Annotated in this window: 6 protein-coding genes; 4 read left to right on the top strand and 2 right to left on the bottom strand. The window is 70.8% G+C overall.

Translation table 11 applies throughout. The features are described 5' to 3' along the window. Together CR470_RS34875 and CR470_RS34870 are read left to right on the top strand one after the other, a co-directional pair. The coding region (locus tag CR470_RS34875) for an acyl-CoA dehydrogenase family protein (RefSeq protein WP_257139022.1) at positions 1 to 474 on the top strand (474 nt) is incomplete at its 5' end. Continuing rightward, positions 474 to 983, top strand: coding sequence for a nitroreductase/quinone reductase family protein (locus CR470_RS34870; protein WP_097871462.1), 510 nt, complete (start codon positions 474 to 476; stop codon positions 981 to 983). The genes CR470_RS34875 and CR470_RS34870, both read left to right, overlap by 1 nt. 271 nt (positions 984 to 1,254) lie before the next feature. Here the strand turns inward: CR470_RS34870 and CR470_RS34865 are convergent, their stop codons facing one another. Next, entirely contained in the window at positions 1,255 to 1,902 is a 648-nt protein-coding gene (locus tag CR470_RS34865; RefSeq protein WP_097871460.1) for a TetR family transcriptional regulator, read from the bottom strand. 388 nt (positions 1,903 to 2,290) lie between these two features. Between CR470_RS34865 and CR470_RS34860 the strand changes: the two genes are divergently transcribed. Next, positions 2,291 to 3,100 (top strand): VOC family protein, encoded by an 810-nt coding sequence (locus CR470_RS34860; RefSeq protein WP_097871458.1) that lies wholly within the window; start codon positions 2,291 to 2,293, stop codon positions 3,098 to 3,100. A 39-nt stretch (positions 3,101 to 3,139) separates the two neighbouring features. Here the strand turns inward: CR470_RS34860 and CR470_RS34855 are convergent, their stop codons facing one another. Continuing rightward, positions 3,140 to 4,813 carry an IS200/IS605 family element transposase accessory protein TnpB gene (locus CR470_RS34855; RefSeq protein ID WP_097871464.1) on the bottom strand — a complete coding sequence of 558 codons (1,674 nt, stop codon included), beginning with the start codon at positions 4,811 to 4,813 and terminating at the stop codon, positions 3,140 to 3,142. A gap of 309 nt (positions 4,814 to 5,122) precedes the next feature. Between CR470_RS34855 and CR470_RS34850 the strand changes: the two genes are divergently transcribed. Continuing rightward, the coding region (locus CR470_RS34850) for a serine/threonine-protein kinase (RefSeq protein ID WP_179892474.1) at positions 5,123 to 6,097 on the top strand (975 nt) is incomplete at its 3' end.

The following is a 6,097-nucleotide window of genomic DNA, read 5'->3' as shown; positions in this document are numbered from 1 at the left end:
GCGCTCGCCGTCGCCGGGCGCACGGCCGCCGCGATCATCGCCGCCGAGGCGGTCGGGACGGCGGCGAGCGCCCTGGAGCGCACGGTGGAGTACGTGAAGGCGCGCGAACAGTTCGGCAGGGCCGTCGGTTCGTTCCAGGCCGTCAAGCACCGCCTCGCCGACCTGTACGTACGGGTCGAGGCGGCCCGCTCCGCCGCGTACCACGCCGCCCGGGACCCGGAGGCCGGACCCCTCGCGCTCGCCCAGGCCCTGGAGGCGGCCCGGATCACCACCGGTGAGGCCGTCCAGCTGCACGGCGGCATCGGCTTCACCTGGGAGCACGAGGCGCACCGGTATCTCAAGCGGGCGGCGGGCGACGAACTGCTCTTCGGCCCGGTCCACCGGCTGCGCGACCACGCGGCACAGCGGGCCGGACTCTTCGGGACCGCCGCCGCGTCCCGGCCCGCCGGCATCGCGTACGGGGCAGGCGTCTGATGGGCCACTCCCACTCCCGCGCCCCCGTGCCCGCCCGTGGTGCGCGTCTGGTCCAGAAGGTCTCCTCGACCCGCGCCTTCGGGCGGATCGCCCCGCACGTGGTACCGGTCCTGGACCGGGCCGTGCACCGGCTCACCCGGGGAAAGGTGCTGCTCAGCGCCCGGATGCTGCCGGGGCTCGTCCTCACGGTGCCGGGGGCGCGCACGGGCCGGCCGAGGACCACGCCGCTGGCCTGCATGCCGGAGGGCGAGGTGGAGGGCAGTTGGATCCTGGTCGGCAGCAACTTCGGCCGTCCGGGTCACCCGGCCTGGACCGCGAACCTGCTGGCCCGCCCGGACGAGGCCGTCGTGAACTGGCGCGGCCGGGACATTCCGGTGCGCGCGGCCCTGCTGGAGGGCGAGGACCGGGACCGGGTGTGGGAGGCCGCCCTCGCGTTCTGGCCGCCGTACGCGGTGTACCAGCGGCGGCTGGAGCGGCAGATCCGGCTGTTCCGATTGGAGAGGCGATAGCGGGCGGCACCGCCCAGGTCCGGCCGCCCAGGTCCGGCCGCCAGATCCGGCTCACGAGTCCGGCTCATGGGTCCGACCCACCTGTCCGGCCCTCAGGTCCGGCCCCCAGGCCCAGTCGGGGCCCTTCTCCGGGAACGCCGACGGCGGACCACCCGCAGGGGTGCGTGGGTGGTCCGCCGTCGGTGAGACAGGACGTGGGGCGACCGGGTGGGCGGGTGCCCGCCCGGTGGTGAGGGGCGTCCGGGGGCCGGTGGGCCTCCTGTGCCCCGGCCTACTTCGGCGGCTTCTTGCCGGTGATGCCGAGGTGCACCAACAGGGCGAGATTGGGCCGCAGTTCGGCCTGCTTCACACCCCAGGTGGTGAAGCCCTTCTGGTGCGAGGCGACCGCGGCCAGCATCGCCACCAGGGAGCCCGCCATCGCCGCCGGACTGACGTCCTTGTCGACCTTGCCCTTGCTCTGGAGCTCCTTCACGGAATCCGTGAGGGAGTTGGTGACCGAGTTCAGGATCTTCATGCGGATCTTGTAGAACCGCTTGTCCCCCTCGGCCGCGCCGAGGTCGATCACGCGGAGGATCGCGTCGTTGTGCCGCCAGAAGTCGAGGAATCCCTCGACGAGTTGTTCGGAGGTCGTCCAGCCGGCCTTGCCGACCCAGGAGCGTCCGGCGACCAGTTCGGTCAGTCCGGCGCCCTCCTTGGCGACTTCCTCGGCGATTTCGAGGACGGCGCCCTCCACGTCGGGGAAGTACTGGTAGAAAGTCGCGGGTGAAGTCCCGGCCTTCCGGGCGACGTCGATGACTTTGACGTCCCGGTACGGCGAGGAGCTGAGCATCTCGCTGAGGCAGTCGAGCAGCTTCTGCCGCGTCGCCTGGCCGCGTCGACCGGCCACGCGGCCATCGACGGTGCGTACTTGTCCTGTCATGCCGTCAGCTTACCGAGGGGTGATGGGAGCGCGATTCGGCCGACTGCAAATGGGGAACGCCGCAGGACCAGCGGGGTGCGCGGGGGTGAGGAGCGGCGGTTTTCGGCCGCGGTGCGCGAGGCCCCGGAGGCAGGAGTGCCGCCCTGGGTGCCGTCCGGAGTAAATGTTATCAACAGCCTGTGGACAACTTCGGTGGACAACTTTCGTCCACATGGTGAGCGCCTCCTTCATCAATCGGGCAAATGTTCCCTATAGGTGCGCCCCCGGGTGTGTCCGAGCAGCCCGCGGAGTGCTGTCGCCGTGTGTCCGGGGCGCGCGGGACGGAGGGCGACGCTACGTTGACTGTGACGGGCGTCACTGCGTCCCTGCTACGGAAGGACCCGGTCCCATGGCCGCATTCGCGCATTCCGCGCCGTGCTGGGCGGACGTGCAGCTCTCCGACCTCGAAGCGGGCAAGCGCTTCTACGGTGGGCTCTTCGGCTGGACCTTCCGGGCGGGCGACGGAATGCCCTTCGCGGACGCGCTCAGCGACGGCCGCCTGGTCGCCGCCCTCGCCGCCAAGAAGGACGGCCGGATGCCCACGGCCTGGGGCGTCTACTTCGCCACCGACGACATCCGTGCCACCGTCGCCGCGATCCGCGAGCACGGCGGCCAGATCATCACCGACCCGGTACGGGCGGGGCGCGCCGGGATCGTGGCGCAGGCGGCCGACCCCGGGGGCGCCGTCTTCGGGCTCTGGCAGCCGGAGGAGCGTGCGGGCTTCGAGAAGCAGAATGATCCCGCCTCCTTCTGCTGGACCGAGGTCTACACCCGGCAGCCGGACAAGGTGGACCCCTTCTACGAGAAGGTCTTCGGCTTCCACGGCACCGACCTGGACGAGGCGGGCCACGACATCTCCGGCGACTCCGAGGCGCTGGTCGACTTCCGGATGTGGTCCCCCGAGGGCACCGAACCGGGCCCGGACACCGCTGTCGGCGGCCGCAGCGTCATCACGGACGCGTTCCCGGCCGAGATGCCGAGCTACTTTCTCGTCTACTTCGCCGTCGCCGACTGCGATGCCGCCGCCGAACTCGCCGTACAGCTCGGCGGCCGAGTGGCCCAGCCGCCCTTCGACATCCCCTCCGGGCGGATGGCCGTGCTGCACGACGACCAGGGCGCCGCCTTCGCCGTACTCCAGCCCGGCGAACTGCGTCCGTGACCCGGTGCGGGGGCACCGAAGTGACATGAGACACCGTTCCTAGCCAGTGTGCATGAGTGGGTCTTGGACCCACTCATGCGTTCTGGGCGCATCCCGAACGGTTTTGGGTGCGCTGGGTTGCCGCTTTCGCGTCCCGTTCGGTGGCACGTCTCCGGGGGCGTGGTCCGTTGCGGGTGGGCGGGTTCCCTCACGCTCTCGTTCACTTGGTGCGGCCTGGGCGGTCCGATGCCCGACACGATCTCTCCGGTCGTGTGGGGGCGGTGCCGTCCGACGCCGGATCGGGTGTCCGAGGGCGCGTCTCCCGATGGCGATACCGGCGGCATCGTGACGGGACATCTTTCGTCGGGGCGTGGTCAGCGGCTTCTGCCAGTGCTGCCCACCCCACATGGAGGTGTAGGCCGGATCAACCGCGATGATGGTCAGGCCTTGTTCGGCGGCCATGGAGACCAGCCGGGCCTTGAGTTTCCCGGTGGGCATGCCGGAGATCAGCTGTCGGAAGCGTTTCCTGCGGCCGTGCTTCTCCCGGGTCTTCTCCGTGCTGAAGTCGAGGTCCTCGATGCCAATCCCGGTGACGCCGCTCTGTTGGGCCCAGTGCAGGAGGCGGGTGAGAGCGTGGCGGATCTGTGCGTCGCGGTGGTGGGTGGTGCCGGAGAGGTCGTAGGTGAAGCGGTGTGGTTCACCTACCGGGTTGCCGTGGGTGTCGAGGCGGTAGGCGGCGAAGTGGTCGGCGTTGGTGTCGACACCGATCACACCCCCGGCCCGGGCGGCCTCCCACGGGGTGGCCTGCACGTGGGGGCCTTGCCAGGACGCGGTCAGATACCAGCGGCCCCGGGCGGTGTCGAGGTGGATCCGGTAAGCGACAGCCCGATTACCTTCGATACGGTCGGCCCATTCCACACCCCGGTGCGCGAACGCCACCGTCGAGGCCAGGCTGTAGCGCCCGTGCTCGTTGTTGGCGAGGTGCGCAAGTGGGGCGGGCAGTTTGATGCTGACCTGGCCGGTTGGGGTGACGCGGATCGTCTCGTTCCCGAACCGCTTCCCCGACTCACCGTCCGCAGCCAGGAACGAGCGTCCCGCCTCCCACCGCTCTCGCCACTGCCCCTGTGTGAGCCCGGCCGCGTCGAGGTGGTGCCGGGTGTTGAGAAGCCGTCTGCCGCCGCGTACGACCCGCACCCGCCCGGCACGCCAGTCCGCCATTATGGTGGTGTGCCGGGCTTCCAGGGTGGTGAGGCGACGCGATTTCTGAAACCACTCCTGCCTGGACCGGTATCCACCCGCCGCGCGTTTTGTGCCCTTCGTCCCGATCGGGAGCGACAGCCGGTGCTGCAGTGTCCGGATCCCGGCTTCCAGCGACCGGATGTGCGCGGCCTGGCCGCGACGGGCGAGCGCCCACTGATCATGGGCGGCCTTGGTGATCGCCCCGGCGATCCGCGACGATGACACCTTCGTCAGCTCCCGCTTACGCGCCGCCCACGTCTCAGCACCATGATCCAGGCCCTGCGCGCACCGAACTTTCAGATCACGCGAAGCGAGCACACCCTGGTACTCCCCGACCGACCGCAGTACCCGCTCGTCCTCTGGAGTGAGGTGCTTGAGACGGCCCCGCACGGCCACCCCCGAGGAGCCCGGCACCACAAACGGTCCCGCCAAGTCGCGCACACCACCCACCACCACACCCCCCGCCTCGGCGCCGTACGACCTGTCACCCGGCATAACGAGCAACCCACAAACGCGGTCACTCATTCGGAATCAGAACATCCGTTCCTGCCTTCACTGTCACGTCACAGACCCACCCCCGCCGCTACAACCCACGCCCGCACACCAAATCAGCACTACTTTTCGACCCCATCCGCCCCCGGGTTCGCAACCGGGGCCCGGGCCAGGAAGAATCGGGGTGCGTACCGCCAGGTGGTGCTCAGTGGTGAGACCCTGCACAGGGCGCGCTGCGCAGGGCGCGATTCGACCGGGCGGTAATGCGCGGACTTCGTCGCCGAGGTTCGTTTACGGGGAGGTGGCAGGCAAGTGGTGGAGCAGCTGACGCAGCACGACCCGAGACGGATCGGCCCGTTCGAGGTGCTGGGACGGCTCGGGGCCGGCGGCATGGGGCTGGTCTATCTCGCGCGGTCGGCGTCCGGTCGGCGGGTGGCGATCAAGACGGTGCGGACCGAGCTCGCCGAGGACCAGCTCTTCCGGGTCCGCTTCACGCGCGAGGTCGAGGCCGCCCGCGCGGTCAGCGGGTTCTACACCGCCGCCGTGGTCGACGCCGACCCGCGTGCCGCCGTGCCCTGGCTCGCCACCGCCTATGTGCCCGCGCCCTCGCTCGAGGAGATAGTGAACGAGTGCGGTCCCATGCCGACCCAGGCCGTGCGCTGGCTGGCCGCCGGGATCGCCGAGGCCCTCCAGTCCATCCACGGCGCGGGCCTCGTGCACCGCGACCTGAAGCCGTCCAATGTCCTCGTCGTCGAGGACGGCCCCCGGGTGATCGACTTCGGCATCGCGTCCGGTGTCTCCAACACCCGTCTGACCATGACGAACGTCGCCGTCGGCACGCCCGCGTACATGTCGCCCGAGCAGGCCCGGGACTCGCGCAGCGTCACCGGGGCGAGCGACATCTTCTCCCTGGGCTCCACGCTCGTCTTCGCCGCCACCGGGCACGCCCCCTTCCACGGGGCCAACCCGGTAGAGACGGTGTTCATGCTGCTGCGCGAGGGCCCCGACACCGAGGGGCTGCCCGACGACCTGCGGCCGCTGATCGAGTCCTGCATGCAGATGGACGCCACCCAGCGGCCGAGCCCCGCCGACCTCCAGGCCCAGCTCGCCCCGCACCTCTTCGCCTCCGGCAGCGACGACAGCGGCACCGCCTCGGCCTGGCTGCCGTCCCCGGCCACCGCGATGATCGAGCGGCGCCGAGGTGGCGGGCGCACCGCACCGCCCGCCCCGGCGGTGCCCCCGCCGCCCCCGCGACAGCCCCCCAGGGCCTGTCTCTTATACACATCT

The organism is Streptomyces sp. rh34, from assembly GCF_002551245.1.
GTDB lineage: Bacteria > Actinomycetota > Actinomycetes > Streptomycetales > Streptomycetaceae > Streptomyces.
Note: the sequence above shows the minus strand (reverse complement) of the source record. Positions and strands in the feature narration are given on the sequence as shown.